This is a genomic window from Brevundimonas sp. SL130 (assembly GCF_026625805.1).
Classification (GTDB): Bacteria; Pseudomonadota; Alphaproteobacteria; order Caulobacterales; family Caulobacteraceae; genus Brevundimonas.
Genome location: NZ_CP113064.1, coordinates 3,231,708 through 3,245,660 on the forward strand (window position 1 = coordinate 3,231,708; position 13,953 = coordinate 3,245,660).

Sequence of the window (13,953 nt, forward strand, 5' to 3'; positions counted from 1 at the left end):
GCAATTCAACGTAATTCGCTTCGAAAAGTTCGACGTGCGTATCGCCCGTAAACTTCGCAAATTTCACGAACCGTATTTAACTTCGATACGTGTATGAACCGCTGCGAGCGTGTGTACGAATGAAAGTGTGGGTTAGATAGCCACACGATCGAATGCCAATTTTCAGAATTTCGCGGATAATGGATATAGCACCTGCGTACCTCGCGGATGGCTAATGCCCACAAGCTATGATTATGGGCATTCAATCAGTTTGAGAGGATGATCAACCAATGTCGAATCGTCCTATCTATCTCGACTATCAAGCCACGACGCCGGTGGATCGGTCGGTCTTGGAGGCGATGCTTCCCTTTTTCACCGAAGTGTTCGGCAACGCTCACTCAGGCGAACACCCATTCGCGATTGAAGCATCAGATGCGATCGAGATTGCCCGACGTCAGGTCGCGGACTTGATCGGCGCGCAACGGCGCGAGATCGTCTTCACCTCCGGGGCCACAGAAGCGAACAATCTTCTGATTGCTGGCGGGACTCGAGCTATGGCGCGACATGGGCGGAATCGACTTGTCACCCTAGAGACGGAGCACAAATCTGTACTCGAAGTAGCGACCGGTCTCGCCGAAGAAGGTTTCGATATCCGCGTCTTGCCTGTCGAAAGCGACGGGATAGTCGATTTGGATCGAATGGCGGCTGCTATTGATGATTCAACCGCGATCGTGAGCGTCATGGCCGCCAACAACGAGATCGGAGTAATTCAGCCTCTCGCCGCCATAGGCAAAATGTGTCGGGCTGCCGGCGCGGGATTTCACGTCGATGCTGCCCAAGCGGCCGGCAAAATCCCGCTTAACGTCCTCGATCTGTCAATCGATCTCATGAGCCTTTCAGCACACAAGTTCTACGGCCCCAAAGGAGTCGGCGCAGCTTTCATCTCTCGAAAAGCGCCAAGCCGTCCACTACCCATAAGCCGCGGCGGCGGCCAGGAAAACGGGCTGCGCCCCGGCACGCTACCGACGGCTCTTTGCGTCGGCATGGGTGCCGCCTGCGAACTCGCCGCTTTGAAGATCGATCATGAAGCAGTCCAGTTGATTGCTCTAAGGGATCGCTTCCTGGCGCATCTTGTGGCCGCCGACCTGACCTTCGACGTAAACGGCGATCTGACCCATCGACTTCCGGGAAACCTCAACGTTACCTTCCTCGGGGTCGATGCTGAGGCCTTGCTTATGACTATCCGTAATCAGGTTGCGGCTGCTTCTGGATCGGCGTGTACGGCGCAATCGCTTGACCCCAGCTATGTCGTTCAGGCCTTAGGATTTGGTGATGCACGCGCGGAGGGCGCAGTTCGGTTTGGGTTCGGACGAATGACGACAGTTGCCGAGGTGGACACCGCAGCTGCCGCCGTCATACAGGCGGTCCGAAATCTGCGGCGTGTCAGCTACGCGCCCGAAAGGGCGATCAGCGCATGACAGTCGATCTCTTACCGGACGTTAGTGTCCTCGAAGCCAAGATCGCCGACATCCAAGCGGACCTGCTGGATGAATATGCATCCGACCATGCCTATCCCTGGATCATCGGCTTCTCCGGCGGCAAAGACAGCACGGTCGTCGCTCAATTTGTCTTCGAGATGCTTCTCTCGCTACCGCCGAAGCGTCGGACGAGGCCCGTGCATATCGTCGCCAACGACACCTTGGTCGAGGCCCCGCTCGTTGCCCAGCATCTCGACAAGATGCTCACCAAGATTAGGGCCGCCGCAGAGACACTGCGCCTGCCCGTAACGGTAGTGAAAACCACGCCCAAGACGGACCAGACTTTCTGGGTTAACCTCATCGGCCGCGGCTACCCGTCTCCGTCGCGGACCTTCCGCTGGTGCACCGACCGGATGAAGATCCAGCCGACGTCACACTATATTCTCACCCAGGCAGCGGCCAATGGTCAGGTTATCCTCCTGCTCGGCGTACGGCGCGAGGAATCCGCGACGCGCGCCGTCAGTGTGAACCGCTATTCGAACGGCGAGCGGCTCAACAACCACAACGCCCTGGCCGGCTGCCTCGTCTACCGCCCGATCGTCGACCTGACGACGGATGAGATCTGGCAGATCCTTCTGCAGCGCAGACCCCCCTGGGGCGGCACCCATCGCGACATCGTCACCCTCTATCGCAATGGTCAGGGCGGCGAGTGCCCTCTGGTGCTCGACAAGACGGACGCCCCCTCCTGCGGCACCTCGTCGTCCCGGTTCGGCTGCTGGACCTGCACGGTCGTGGTGAAGGACCGCAGCATGGAAGGCTTCATCGAAGCGGGGCATGCCCATCTCGAGCCCCTGATGGAGCTTCGCGACTGGCTCGCGGAGATCCGGAGCGACCCAGGACGCCGCTCGGCTCACCGGCGCACGGGCAAAATCACCCACCTTGCCGATGGTTCGCTGATACCCGGTCCCTTCACCCTGGCGGCGCGCCGGGAAATCCTCGAGGTCCTGCTGGACACCCAGACGCGTGTCGGGGAACCCTTGATCACCGAGGCCGAGATTGCGGTGATCAAGGACATCTGGGCGCAGGATGCGGCGCGCGGCATCTCGCAGATTACGGCCGAGGCTCTTGAGGATTTCCAGCCATGACGGCCAAGTCGACCTTGCTGGACGGTCCGGAAGGAACACTGGCGCTCAAAGGCCTGTCGGAGATCGACAAGCTGTCGCCCGACGCCGCGCGCGCCCTGGTCGAAGCGGTCCGCGCTCAATCCGGTCGGCGGCGCCGGGGGCTCTTCGATCAGTTCGACGCGGTGCTTTCCCATGACAGCTAGTTTGCGCCTGTCGGAAATCCGCCTCCGGAACTGGAAGGCCTATCAGAACGCCACCCTCCAGCTGCCCGCCGCTGAAAGCGGGCAGGTGGTGGTCATCGGCGGCCAGAACGGCGCGGGCAAGACCAGTCTGATGGAAGCCCTGGTCCTGGGCCTCTACGGTCGCGACGGCCTGTCCCTTGTGGCGAGGGCCAAGGATCGTCGCCGCGGAGAAGCCTCTTATGACGGCTTTCTGGAACGGGCGCTGAACCGCGACGCCGGCGCCGAGAGGCCTATGACCGTCGAACTCGTGTTTGTGGGGGGGCCGCGAGGCCGCATCGCGCTGGAGCGGGTCTGGTATTTCTCAACGTCCGGTCGCCACGAGCGCGACGATGAAGACGTCAGGATCCGCGAGGGCGATGACGAGGACCTCGTCCCCATCCCCGAGGACGGTCGGGAGGCGTTCCTGCGCGCCTATGTGTCCGACAATCTCCTGCCGGCCAATCTGGCGTCCTTCTTCATCTTCGATGGCGAACATGTCGATCGTCTAGCGGGGCTGGACCTCGAGGGTCAGGTCCGAAGCGCGGTGGAGGCCATGCTCGGGGTTCCTCTCCTGAGGCAGACCATTCAGGACCTGCGGGCCTACGCCAGGGAGCGCCGCCGCGACACGCGCGAAACCGAGGGCTCCGACCTCGGCGCGCTGCGGGTCAGCGTCAACGCCCTTGAGACCCGCGAAGATGCCCACCGCAATGTGGTGGAAGCGACCAATGACCAGCTGACGCCGCTTCGCGAGGAGCGCGATGCGATCGTCGCCCGGATCGGGTCACTGCACGGTGATACCTACGCCAGCTTCAAGGGTCTCTTCGAAACCCGCGAGCGACTGGTCCGCGACCGTGTCGAGCTGCAGGAGGAGTTGCGTCGTGCGTTGTCGGTAGACCTGGCTTTCGCCCTGGCCGGCGGCCCCTTGCGGCGAACGGTCCAGGCCCGGCTTGACGCGGAGACCCTACGAGAGCGCTGGCTCTCCGGATTGCAGACCAGCGACGCGCGCTACGCCGCCTTCGTCGGCCTTCTGGAGGGCGACCTTACGACGCCCGATGCGCTGGGCCAGTTGCGCATGGCCTGGGAGAAGGTGTGGAACGCTCCGCCCGACGGCAGCGCGCTTAATCTGCGTCACGGTCACCTGGGCGATGCGGAACGTCATCTGGTGTCTCGCCACCTCAATCTGGTCTCCGAAGCGGCAGGATCGCGGATCGGCGACCTGGCCCGGCAGGTTCAGGCGACCGAAGCGGCGATCCATGAGGTCGAGGACCGGATCGCCCGGCAGAACGGCGTTGACGAGATGTCTCAAGGCCTGGCCGGGGAGTTACGGCGCGTCCAGGGCCTGATCGCCGATTTGGAAGCCAGACACCGTCTCGAGGTCGAGGCGCTCGACGAGGCGCGTCAGACCCTGGCGCCGCTCAAGCAGTCTCTCGCCCTGCAGGTCAAATACCATGCGGACGCCGCGCCGGTCTTGCGCCGGGCCGACAAGGCGGAACGCTATGCGAGCGTCCTGGAAGATGTCATCGACGCGGTCGTTCCGCAGCAGATGACCGCCTTGTCCGACGCCGTCACCCAGGCTTATCGCGCCCTGGCCCACAAGGACGAGGTCGCCCGGATCGAGATCTCCGCAGGCGGCGACGTCCGTCTTATCGACGAGCGCGGCGAAGATCTTCGAAACCGGGACGCCAGCGCCGGCGAAACCCAGATTTTCGCCCTCGCGCTCATGGCGGCCATCGCCGCCACCGCGCCGGTCTTTCCCATCGTCATGGACACCCCGTTCGCGCGTCTCGACCCCCGTCACCGTCGCAATGTTCTGCGTCATTTCGCGGAACTGGGGCCTCAGCTCATCCTGCTGGCACACCCGGCCGAGATCGGCCCGGAGGACCTAGAGGGTCTTGGCGCGCGTCTCGCCCCCCCGATTGAGGTCGCCCAGGACCAGGTCAGCCGCGTCAGCGGTATTCGGCCGGGAGCGCCGTCATGACTCTGAGCCTGCTGGACCTTGCGCGGCTTGACTACAAGACGACACGGGCTGCCGATGAGCTGAACGTTCGGCTGCAGACGCTTCTGGCCCTGCCCCATCGTTACGGCCCAGCCCGTTTGGCCATCGGCCGCTCGCTCGGCGTGGCCTCCATGCCGGAGCTCGATCTCAACCACATGGGCTATGGCAAGACCATCAAGGGCGAGCAACTGTTCGGCCACGGCACCGAACTCGCGGCCTGGGTCAGTTTGATCATCGAACACGCCGGACGCGACGATTGGGATCGCCGGGAGTTCCAGGCGCTGGTGGCGGCCCATTGGCAACGCGGCATCACCTTCCTCTGGGAGGACTGGAAGGCGGCGGGCAAGGATTTTGACGCCTTCGTGGCGCGTCTTGTGCGCCACAGCGAGAGACACGGCGAGGGACGCCGGCTGTCCTCGGGAGCCGCCTCCTGAGCGCCGACGGCCGCCTCGGCAGTCCGCTGCTCGATGAGGACGAGTGGATCCTTTTGCTGGATCTCTATCTGCGACGCCACCCGGCCACAGTGTCCGCTCACGATCCTGAGCTCGAAGCGCTGAGCGCTTTGCTGTCGCGCCGCGCGACGAGGGGGTCCAAGCCGATGACCCAGTGGCGAAGCCCGGACGGGCTACGGGCCCGAACCTCTGTGTTTCGCGTGCTGGACCCCAGGGTCACGACGCCGGACACCAAGCGCACGGCGCTGTCGGACCGGGTCTGGAACCGGTTTCGCGATGATCCCCAAGGCCTGTGGTCGGCTGCAGCGGTGTCCCTGCAGGCGCTCCGGGAAGGCCGGGCCGAAGCCGACGCAATCCAGAGGCAGGACAGCCCGCAGCCAACGCGAGGACCCGGGGCGTGGGCGGGCGGCTATGCAACCGAACGGGTGGATGGTCTTCGCTGGGTCTATGTCATGCGCCTTGCGCAGAAACCCACCGGCCTGAAACTCATGGACGGCGATTCCTTCCTCAAAATCGGGCGCTCCCATGATGTCGATGACCGCGCCCGTCAGCTGAACGCCTCATTCCCCGACGCCCTGGGGCTGAGTTGGCGACCGATCGACGCCGTTCTGATGGACACGGAAGCCGACGCCCACGCCGTCGAGCAACGCACTCTTTCAAAGCTGCATGACGCCGGTTGGAGCGCGGGCGGCGAGTTCGTTCGGGGCGATCCCGCCGCCGTAGGGGTCGTCCTGAGGGCCAGCGCCCTGGACGAATAACGCCGCCGCTCAGGTTCATGCCCCGTCAGCCTGCCGAGCTTTCGGGTCAGCTCTCGAGCGCCCTGAACCGTTCGGCCGCCTCCTCCAGGAAGCTTCTCAGTTCCTCCGGGTGAAGGTTGCGCTCCTGCATCAGGATTTTCAGCGCGTGATGCGCCGCAGTGTTGAGCTTCAGACGATGCTCCAACCGATCCAGCAAGCGCTTGGTGTCGACGTAGCGGAGCAGAAACACCAGACGTTCGGCGGGGTTGACCGGAGCCGCCGCGCGCAGGGCGGCGACATGACCCTCGACCTCCGCGGCGATGGCCTTGTCCTCGTCCGTTCCGGCCGCGATCGCCGATTGACAAGTCTGGATGATATGCGCCGCCTTATCGTCACGGAAATAGCGCGGATCACACGCCCTGCCGCCCTTGTGCCAGGCGGCGAAGTAAGGCGTCGCTTCCAGAAGCGCCTCGCATTCCTCAAGGGCCTTGGTCAGGGCCGAGGCCATCTCCGTCGCCCCGGCGGGCAGGGGTTTGCGTTGCACGCCCACCCAAGGGCCCATCAGTTGGGGCTCAAGCAGGTAGGCTTCTATTTCCCAGAGAGAGGCCACCTTGACGTCCTCGTCGCCACTGGCTCCATCGAGGGCGGCCGGATCGGTCGAGAACAACAGGTCCCATTTCCACAACCGGTGCAGGCTGTCCCTGTCGAGAACGCCCAGTGCGGGGATGTCTTGATCCCAGCTGTATCGGACGGCTGGCGCGACCGCGGTGCACCCGCCTCCAAAGTTACCGACGTCCTCGGCCGGCATGAATTCGAACTCCGCCTGGAGATCCTCAAACCATGATTTGAAGAGTTCGACGTCAGAGGCGCCTTCCAGGATGACTCTCGGCAAGCCACGCGCATGGGCGAGGAACTGCTCGCTGGAGCTGAAGCTCTCGAGTTCCGCGACGTTCACTTCGAAATCCGGTACCGCGGCTTGATGAGGGCGGCTCCTTTCGACAGGCGCGCCTCGGCCTTGAACGGGTTGATGAACCGGAAGATTTCCTTCTGATGGCTTGTCATGAAGAAGCTAAGCCCTGGATGTTCACGCGCCCAGTCCTTCAGCACAGCCGTCAGGCGGCGCTGGAACACGACGTGAAGATGTTGCTCGACCTCGTCGATCAGGACGATTGTCGAGCCTGACATATGGCTGGCGATGCGCACCACGAGCTGTACCAGCTGTCGTTCGCCGCTGCTGAGTTCATGCAGACGGTGCGTCGCCCCGTTCTCCCGCACTTTGACTGGCACGATAAGCCGCTCGCGATCGACGGCCTGCAGTGCCTTGCGGCCAGTGAAGACCAGCCGCGTCACCAGGTCCAAACACCGGCTCGCGCGGTCGTCCGCGAGCCAGCTGAACCAGACGAACAGATTGTCGAGCGATTCCGACCAGTGTTCGCCGTCCGTATCGAACTTGCGCGCCGGTGCATAGGCCAGCAGGTCGGGGCGGACCACGCCCTCCTCCGTCGGCGGTCTACGGATGCCCCGGTTGGATGGGAAGTAGAGCACTGTGGGAAAGCCGGCCACGCCCTCGAACAGGTCCATCGAGGGCTGGCCCACATGGGCGATCACCGCGTTGTGGAAAGCGATCGCGATGGCGTCGGAAGTGGGCGAGCGTGTCACGCCTTCGCCGACACCGGCCTGGTGGAAGCGCAGGACGACAGCTTCGTCCGCCTCCGCGCGCCGTAGATCTTCCTCTGTTGGTCGGTTCAGGAGTCCCGGAGCTCCGGCGACGATAGACAAAAGATAGGATCGGGCCCGGTGACCATCGTCGAGGACGATGCGAGCGTCGATTTGCACACCGCCCTTTTCACTGTCCAGAGCCGCCATGCCGTAGCCTTCGGGCCAGGCCGACCGCTCAAGCAGTTTCATGATCCTGTAGATGGCCTCGAGGATCGTGGTCTTCCCCGCGCCGTTGGGTCCCATCATCAGATAGAGGTCATTGGGCACGCCCTCCTCGTTGACGAACGACAGGGACGTCAGGCCCCGAAGCGGGCCCACGTCGGCGAGGTGCAGGCCAACCAAGGAAAACTGGGTGGGTCGCAAGTTCAGGAGCGTGTCCGTCATTGTGCGTTCGCCACCGCGACCGCGGACCTGATGTCCTGGCTCGTGACCTGAGCCCCATGGACGCGCACCGGCTCTCGGCCGACCAACTTGACTAGCATGTCGCCCCTCATCAGCAGGTTCTCCGCTCCCGCCTCGTCGAGAATGATACGACTATCGGTTGCCTTCTGAACAGTGAGCGCGATCCGGCTGGGGATGTTGGAGCGCAGCAATCCAGGGAAGGTCGCGGCCTCTGGCCTCTGTGTCGCCAGGATCAGGTGGATGCCGACCGCCCTGGCCTTCTGGGCCAGCCGGACCAGAGGCTCCTCAGCCCCGGTCTTGCCCATTAGAAAGTCTGCCAGTTCGTCTATGACCACCACAATCCGGCGCATCGCTGATCCTGCGGCCATAGCCTCGGCGATGTTCCGGGCGCCAAACTCGCGAAGCTCGTTCTGTCGTTGGTCCATCTCCTGAGCGAGCCGCTTCAGCAGACCGACCGCGTCGCCCATGTCGGTGACGACCTTGCCCTCGCGCAGACGGACACAGCCGTCATAGTCCGTATAATCCACGCCCTTGGGATCGATGATCACCAGTTCCGGGGTTTCCCGCGACATCAAGAGGGACAGCATCAGAGCGTTCAGGCAGACGCTTTTTCCGCTTCCTGTCGCGCCCGCGACGAAGAGATGCGGCGCCTCGGCGAGATCGAAGACGAAGGGGGTGTTTAGGATATCGACGCCAGGGGAGACGGCCAGTCCGCGCGTCACGCCGGTGAGTTCCGCGCGGACCGAAGCCCACGGCACATTGCGCCAGGTAGCGCTCGGCCGGGGCACGTCTAGGACCACGCGACGCTCGCCCTGTTCGCGAGACAGGACGAGGCCGCCTGACGCCAGTCCGATAGCGAAGGCGAGATCGCCCAGACGTTTGCGGAGCCGCTCGAAGTCCTCCACGCCGCCCAGGACGAGTGGATATCGCGTCAGACGCGGCCCCAGTACCGGTTCGCCGACAGGATCGGCGCCGACGCCGATCTGGTCGAGCCCGCGGGCGATGGAGGGCCATCCCACTACGAAGGCACCTTCGGCGTCGTCGGCGTCGATGGGGGCGGCTCCCTGGTAAAGCTCATCTAGCAGCCAGTCGTGGAAACTTCTTCCGGGAGCCCAGCTTGATCCGATGATCTCGAGCCCCCGACGGGCGTGACGCTGCAACAGGTCGATGTATCGATCTTGGTCCGCAAACACGTCCACGCCGTGCTTGACGGTCAAAAGCAGCATAATGGCGTCGTCATAGTCGGGATCGGCTGGCCCGGTTGAAACTGGATCGGCGCGTTGCCCGGCTCCAGTGACCTGACGGAGATGAAGCTCGCTGGCCCGGAGTCGGCTTGGTGGCACCTTGAAGCGCTCGCCCGGATCCTCGTCGATCTGAAGCGATCGTGCGACCGCGAAACGGACAGGCCACCACATAAAACCGGAGTCCTGTCCGAGCCCCTCGCTCAGAATCCGTTCGAACAGGGTCTTCTCGTCTTCGGTAAAGAATAGTCTATCCATGGTCCGACCCCGTCCTGCGCTGACGTGTCACGTCTTCGATCCTGGCGCTCACGCTTCCATCGTTGCGTATCTCGTATCGGCGCGCGATCCGGCTGTTCAGTCGGGCGAAGTCGTCCTCTGTCAATTCCGAGTTGGTCGGAAGCACCACGAGCGGCATACCGGCTTCCGGGAAATAATCGCTCATAAGGATTTCGCGGTTTTCGCGATCAATGCGCCCCAGCGGTGTGTCGATGATGACTGGCAGAGGCAGTTTGGTCTCCTCCTTTAGGGCCCATAACATGCTCATGGCCGCCAGCTGGCGCATGCCAGCCGACAGGCTGTAACGCGCTACAGGGTCACCAAACTCGTCGATGTAGGTCATGCCGAATTGCTCGTCCAACCGTACGGATTTCACGAGCTGGGTCGGCCCCAGAAGAATGGCGACCTTGGCTTGAAGGCGCGCCTCGACCGAAGCCCGGATCTGGCGACGCCGCTCGTCCTTGTAGGATTCAAGCGCCCGCTTGGTCCGAACCGCCGTCTGGTAGGCGGCATTAAGTTTCACGACATGGTCGAACCGTTCGTAGAGCCGTTTGACGTCATCGGCGTGCTGTGCCTGCTCTCTGCGCGCCTTGGTCTCATCGAGCGTCAGAGTGGCGATCTGACCCACGCGATCGCGGATGACCGTCTCCAATCCCTCCAGTTCGACCGTGAGTTCGGCATATCGCTCCCGGGATTCCTCCGAGGTGATGTCAGATTCTTCGAGTTCGCGCTCCAGGCTCGTCTGATCGTGCGTTAGCTGACGCATGCGCTGCAGCAGGGAGGCCTGGGACGCGACGATGGTGTCGCCGGTCTGACTCCAGACGAGGAAGCGATCGCGCAGGGCGCGAAGCTTGCGCGGGCTCAACGAGGCGAACAGCGGGTTCTCCGGACGGCCGTCGTCCAATCCGCCTTCTGTGAGCCCTCGCCGCACTGCGTCTCGCACGATGGCTTTGCGCGGTTCGTCCGCCACCAGCGACGGGTCTACGTCCATCAGGGCGGACACCACGGCGTCCGGGGCGGTCCGATGAACCCTTGTCGCGACGTCGACGTCAGCGCCACCCTCCAGTTGGGCTTCGAGAAGATCGAAGGCGCGTCGGGCCATCGCCAGATTGGCGATTGCGGGTGCCTCGACCGGCAAAGTGCTGGCGATCTGATAGCTCAGCCGCGCCTGTTCTTCCTTCAGCAAAGTGATGCGGTCTTCCAGGCGGCGCCGCTCCTCCTCGGATAGGCCGTTTCGCAAGGCCGCCCGTTCGATTTCCAACCGAAGGCGCGTGCGGTCGAGATCCGCGACCTCTTCCTCGAACTCGATCCGCTGTCGCTGCGCCGCGTCGCCCGTCAATCGGGCCGTCCGCTCGGCTCCCTCGGCCTGCGCGATCTGAGTGCGGACCGTTTCTGGAATGCCCACCTTGCGCCGCTCGCGGCCATAGACGTCGATCTCCCGCGTTAGATGGGACACAAAATACAGCCCCAGAAGCCGCTCGATTTCAGCGCGCTCCCGACCGACCTCCGCATCGGCGAGCGACTGGATTTGTTCGCCATCGAAAAAGAAGAAGGACAAGATTTCGCGAGGAGCCCACGCCTGCAGGTATTGCTTGGCTTCGACGCCCTCGAGGCGACGATGGCCTAGGACGACCGTCACCTGCTCCTTGTAGTCCGTCCCGCCCTTGAGCGGAAAATATACGCGTTCTGCTCGACAGGCTTGCTCGTCGTCGGAGGTCCAGCTGAGCGCCACGCGAGCTGGCTCCTCCGTCGCGCGCGCCAGGATATTGAAGACTCCGAACCATCGTCCCTGCTGGCCCGTCACGAAGGCCTTCGGCGTGAGCGGCGTGGCTTCGCCGAAACCGACCCTGAGCATTCGGGGATCATCTGTCCCCACGAACAACAGCTTCATGGCGTTGAGCAGGCTGGTCTTGCCATGACCATTCCTCCCCTGAACCACGACGATGTTCTTCTCGGGCGTGCAGTCGGAGAGACGAATTTCGCTTCGACCGCGATAGGCGAAGATATTCTCGAGTTCGATCAACTCGAATTTCACCGCTTGGCCTCCTTGGCCTTCAGGTCTTCGTTCGCCGCAGCATCGAGAATCTGGGTCACGCGGCGTCCGAACTTCGTGCGCTCGCCGGGGACCGTGAAGTCCGGGAATTCATCCTCCAATGCCAACAGCGACTGCAGCGTCTTCCGGCCGATCTCGTTGCGATCTGCCGCGCGGGCGATGAGCGCCGCCATTTCATCCGTGTTCGTCAACTTGTGATCGCCCCCATGCACGCCCTTAGCCGCTATAACCTACTAGGCGTTGAAGCCAAACTTTGTCGCGTAATCCAAGAGTCTCGGCCGCCCGCGGTTTCGAATAAAATCCGGACAGCGTGGGATGAGGTCCAGATCGGACAACCGGGATGGGTTGTGAGCAAGGCGAACCCATCCTGCGATCACAGCCCTGGGTTGACGGTCAAATTCCGATCGACTACCGGACTTAGGGTTTCGGGGGTTGAATGGACGCGTTTCTGCAGAGTTTAGCGGAAGGGGAGCAGCGGCTAGTTAAATGCCAGCCCATGCCGTCGCGATGGATGGCTTTCGCGGCCAAGCATCCGTTTACCTGGACCCACGTACCCTTTTCGGCCGCTACGGGCGAGCAGGTTCCTCAGGAGCCCGGCTTCTACTGTTTTTTCGTTGGGCTTCCGCCCGCGTCTCTGCCGCCGATCGGTTTTCCCCTTTATGTCGGTAAGACCGAGCGGACTCTACGAACGCGATTTCGCGAATATGTCCGGGAAAAGGACGACGACGAGGGTCGTGTTCGCGCGCGCAAGTTTTTGAAGGTCTTCGAGGGAGAGCTCTATTTCTCCTTCACAGTTTTTCGCGGCACGCCCGCAGAGGTCAAGGCGATCGAAACCGAACTCCATAACGCCCTGATGCCAGCCTACAGTGATATAGGATACGATGCTGACGTCCGGGAAGCGAGGCAGGCATGGCAGTGAACGGACAGCTCTTTCTTCCAGCCCTCCAAGGCGCGTTCGGGGACTGGACCTACTACACGGCACTGATGAACCTGTCGGATCTGGTCGCCAGGGTTGGGTATGCCAGTCAAATTCAATCGAACGACAAGCTAAGCGACCTAATGCAACGAGCTCTGGATGATCAGGGGCGTGGCGCGGACATCGCCCGCTATCTGGAGGCGACCCCCGCCCGTTTTTTCAACGCCCTCGTCGTCGGCGTCCAAGGCGGAGCGCCTTCATGGCATCCCTTCGGCCTCTCATCGTCACTCGCGGATCACGACCTCGGCACCGTAATCGAACGCGACCAGGACCTCGTCGGCTATCTCCAGCTTCGCGGCGATGAGACGCTGTTTGCCTTGGATGGCCAGCATCGACTGTCGGGGATACGGACCGCACTGAATGACGGCGTGAAGATTGAAAATGAGAAGGTCTCCGTCATCTTCGTGCCCCACATCCCAACGGTCGAGGGCCTGCGTCGGACGCGAGGCCTGTTCATCTCGCTCAACAAGAAGGTCGTTCCGGTCAAGCGAAAGGACATTATCATCCTTGACGAGGTCGATCTTCCGGCCATCATCACCCGGCAGCTCCTCGACGAACACCCATGGTTCAGCCGAGGGCAGGTCGATTTCGATCGTTTCGGCAACGCCTTACCCGCCACATCGGATGCTTGGACCACGATCGGGAATTTCTACGATGTAAACAAGGCTGTCATTGGCTCGGTGATCGAGGGACGGCGCGCAGAAGAACTCAAGGACGCCGAGCGGAACCGGCTGCCGGATGATCGGATCGCCTTCTACAAGGACGGCGTAATAGACTTCTACAAGCGCCTCGCCGCACTGGATCCAATTCTCAAGTCCGCGTTCGAAGGCAATGATGTCAGCAACGTGTGTCGAGCCGCCCGAACCTCCGATAGCCCCCATCTTCTGTTTCGCCCTGTCGGTCTTAAAATGATTGTTCGCACTGCGGCGGAACTGCGCAAGTCGAAGTCCGTCGCGTCTACCTTCAAGGAGCTCGGACGCGTCCCGATCCTGATGGATGAGAAACCGTTCTCGGAGACAATCTGGGACACAGATCGCGATCGGATGGACAACAAGGGCGAGTCTCTAGGCACAAGACTGCTGGCCTACATGCTTGGGCTGTCCGCCGCAGACGAGAAGCTGCGTCAAAGTTACGCTGATTGGCGCGGCGTCGAGCGGGAGGGGGTGCGGCTTCCGAACCGGTTTCCGCCTGCGTGACAAGTTAACGCCCGCTTGGAGCCAGCCGACTGGTGGCTATTGCAGGGTCACTGCGCCATTCCAACCAAAGATCCGGCAGCGGTTTAGGCGAGCGGAAGTTCGA

At 62.6% G+C, this 13,953-nt stretch carries 13 protein-coding genes; 8 read left to right on the plus strand and 5 right to left on the minus strand.

Features of this window, described 5'->3' with window-relative positions:
• Positions 1-269: 269 nt before the first annotated feature.
• From OU998_RS15700 to OU998_RS15725, 6 genes are all read left to right on the plus strand, one after another.
• Positions 270-1,457, plus strand: coding sequence for a cysteine desulfurase family protein (locus tag OU998_RS15700; RefSeq protein WP_267514590.1), 1,188 nt, complete (start codon positions 270-272; stop codon positions 1,455-1,457).
• Entirely contained in the window at positions 1,454-2,602 is a 1,149-nt protein-coding gene (gene dndC / locus OU998_RS15705; RefSeq protein WP_267514591.1) for a DNA phosphorothioation system sulfurtransferase DndC, read from the plus strand. Before OU998_RS15700 ends, dndC begins: the two co-directional genes overlap by 4 nt.
• Positions 2,599-2,784, plus strand: coding sequence for a hypothetical protein (locus tag OU998_RS15710; RefSeq protein ID WP_267514592.1), 186 nt, complete (start codon positions 2,599-2,601; stop codon positions 2,782-2,784). The genes dndC and OU998_RS15710 overlap by 4 nt, the downstream gene beginning before the upstream one ends.
• Entirely contained in the window at positions 2,774-4,780 is a 2,007-nt protein-coding gene (locus OU998_RS15715) for an AAA family ATPase (protein ID WP_267514593.1), read from the plus strand. The genes OU998_RS15710 and OU998_RS15715 overlap by 11 nt, the downstream gene beginning before the upstream one ends.
• Positions 4,777-5,232 (plus strand): hypothetical protein, encoded by a 456-nt coding sequence (locus tag OU998_RS15720; RefSeq protein WP_267514594.1) that lies wholly within the window; start codon positions 4,777-4,779, stop codon positions 5,230-5,232. Before OU998_RS15715 ends, OU998_RS15720 begins: the two co-directional genes overlap by 4 nt.
• A gap of 164 nt (positions 5,233-5,396) precedes the next feature.
• Positions 5,397-6,008, plus strand: coding sequence for a GIY-YIG nuclease family protein (locus OU998_RS15725; protein ID WP_267514595.1), 612 nt, complete (start codon positions 5,397-5,399; stop codon positions 6,006-6,008).
• Between the two features lie 46 nt (positions 6,009-6,054).
• On the opposite strand, the gene OU998_RS15730 is transcribed toward OU998_RS15725, so the two are convergent.
• The 5 genes from OU998_RS15730 to OU998_RS15750 are packed head-to-tail and all read right to left on the minus strand — an operon-like array spanning position 6,055 to position 11,851.
• Positions 6,055-6,942 (minus strand): hypothetical protein, encoded by an 888-nt coding sequence (locus tag OU998_RS15730; protein WP_267514596.1) that lies wholly within the window; start codon positions 6,940-6,942, stop codon positions 6,055-6,057.
• A complete protein-coding gene (locus OU998_RS15735; protein WP_267514597.1) occupies positions 6,939-8,090 on the minus strand; it encodes an AAA family ATPase in 1,152 nt (383 codons plus the stop codon). The genes OU998_RS15730 and OU998_RS15735 overlap by 4 nt, the downstream gene beginning before the upstream one ends.
• Entirely contained in the window at positions 8,087-9,607 is a 1,521-nt protein-coding gene (locus OU998_RS15740) for an FtsK/SpoIIIE domain-containing protein (RefSeq protein WP_267514598.1), read from the minus strand. The genes OU998_RS15735 and OU998_RS15740 overlap by 4 nt, the downstream gene beginning before the upstream one ends.
• Positions 9,600-11,660, minus strand: a complete 2,061-nt coding sequence (locus OU998_RS15745; protein WP_267514599.1) for an AAA family ATPase — start codon at positions 11,658-11,660, stop codon at positions 9,600-9,602. The genes OU998_RS15740 and OU998_RS15745 overlap by 8 nt, the downstream gene beginning before the upstream one ends.
• Complete coding sequence (locus OU998_RS15750) at positions 11,657-11,851, minus strand: hypothetical protein (protein ID WP_267514600.1); 195 nt, start codon at positions 11,849-11,851, stop codon at positions 11,657-11,659. Before OU998_RS15750 ends, OU998_RS15745 begins: the two co-directional genes overlap by 4 nt.
• A 263-nt stretch (positions 11,852-12,114) precedes the next feature.
• On the opposite strand from OU998_RS15750, the gene OU998_RS15755 reads away from it, so the two are divergent.
• Complete coding sequence (locus tag OU998_RS15755; protein ID WP_267514601.1) at positions 12,115-12,597, plus strand: hypothetical protein; 483 nt, start codon at positions 12,115-12,117, stop codon at positions 12,595-12,597.
• The gene (locus tag OU998_RS15760) at positions 12,588-13,850 is read left to right on the plus strand and encodes a DGQHR domain-containing protein (protein ID WP_267514602.1); all 1,263 of its coding nucleotides are present in this window, start codon (positions 12,588-12,590) and stop codon (positions 13,848-13,850) included. Before OU998_RS15755 ends, OU998_RS15760 begins: the two co-directional genes overlap by 10 nt.
• Positions 13,851-13,953: the final 103 nt, after the last annotated feature.

Bases quoted from the DNA above. Each gene is read 5' to 3' on its own strand.
- OU998_RS15700 (WP_267514590.1), top strand. From the start codon at position 270: ATGTCGAATCGTCCTATCTATCTCGACTATCAAGCCACGACGCCGGTG.
- dndC (WP_267514591.1), top strand. From the start codon at position 1,454: ATGACAGTCGATCTCTTACCGGACGTTAGTGTCCTCGAAGCCAAGATC.
- OU998_RS15710 (WP_267514592.1), top strand. From the start codon at position 2,599: ATGACGGCCAAGTCGACCTTGCTGGACGGTCCGGAAGGAACACTGGCG.
- OU998_RS15715 (WP_267514593.1), top strand. From the start codon at position 2,774: ATGACAGCTAGTTTGCGCCTGTCGGAAATCCGCCTCCGGAACTGGAAG.
- OU998_RS15720 (WP_267514594.1), top strand. From the start codon at position 4,777: ATGACTCTGAGCCTGCTGGACCTTGCGCGGCTTGACTACAAGACGACA.
- OU998_RS15725 (WP_267514595.1), top strand. From the start codon at position 5,397: ATGACCCAGTGGCGAAGCCCGGACGGGCTACGGGCCCGAACCTCTGTG.
- OU998_RS15735 (WP_267514597.1), bottom strand. From the start codon at position 8,090: ATGACGGACACGCTCCTGAACTTGCGACCCACCCAGTTTTCCTTGGTT.
- OU998_RS15740 (WP_267514598.1), bottom strand. From the start codon at position 9,607: ATGGATAGACTATTCTTTACCGAAGACGAGAAGACCCTGTTCGAACGG.
- OU998_RS15750 (WP_267514600.1), bottom strand. From the start codon at position 11,851: ATGGCGGCGCTCATCGCCCGCGCGGCAGATCGCAACGAGATCGGCCGG.
- OU998_RS15755 (WP_267514601.1), top strand. From the start codon at position 12,115: ATGGACGCGTTTCTGCAGAGTTTAGCGGAAGGGGAGCAGCGGCTAGTT.
- OU998_RS15760 (WP_267514602.1), top strand. From the start codon at position 12,588: ATGGCAGTGAACGGACAGCTCTTTCTTCCAGCCCTCCAAGGCGCGTTC.